Source organism: Kitasatospora nipponensis, assembly GCF_039528135.1.
Classification (GTDB): domain Bacteria; phylum Actinomycetota; class Actinomycetes; order Streptomycetales; family Streptomycetaceae; genus Kitasatospora; species Kitasatospora nipponensis.
Map to the genome: position 1 here is coordinate 1 of NZ_BAAALF010001015.1, position 558 is coordinate 558.

Annotated in this window: 1 protein-coding gene and 1 pseudogene; both read left to right on the forward strand. The window is 63.1% G+C overall.

From position 1 onward, the window contains the following. Nucleotides 1-300: nucleotidyltransferase-like protein (locus ABD323_RS44620; protein ID WP_344447682.1), on the forward strand; the 300-nt coding region annotated here is incomplete at its 5' end. Nucleotides 301-305: 5 nt separating this feature from the next. Then, a pseudogene (locus ABD323_RS44625) lies at nucleotides 306-558 on the forward strand (hypothetical protein); the annotation flags it as partial.

Here is a 558-nt window from a genome sequence, read left to right on the forward strand (position 1 = left end):
AAGGCAGTGGAGAACGAGCTGGCCGCGCAGAAGGTCATTAAGCCGCTGCCGTCCTACTTCTCCGAGTGCCTGATTTATAACGTCCCGGACGACATCCTCACCCATGGCACCTTCGACGACGCCATCCGGGAATCGCTCGTCCACCTCGACCGCCAGCTCGGCTGGTGGTTCGGAGACTGCGGGCGGGGCATGGTCGAGCCGAACGGGATCAAGAAACTCTTCGGACCGGGCCAGAAGTGGACGGTCGACGATGCCCAGACCCTTGCGAAGGGCGCCTGGACCTACCTCAACTACGGGTGAATCCGATGAGCCCTGCCACCACAGTCCGAACGACGGCAACAGCGCTGACGACCGTCTACACCATCGCGCTTCCGCTCCTCGGTATCACTCCCGCCGAGAATCTGAAGCATTTATTCGCCTATCTGCCGTCGCTGCTCAGCTATGGCGTCCTCGTCTTCGACAAGTGGGCCTGGCGTTGGCCGCTCATTCATCGCATCACCGGGCACCCGTGGATCGGCGGCACCTGGCGCGCGATGCTCACCACGGCCTCCGAGAGCC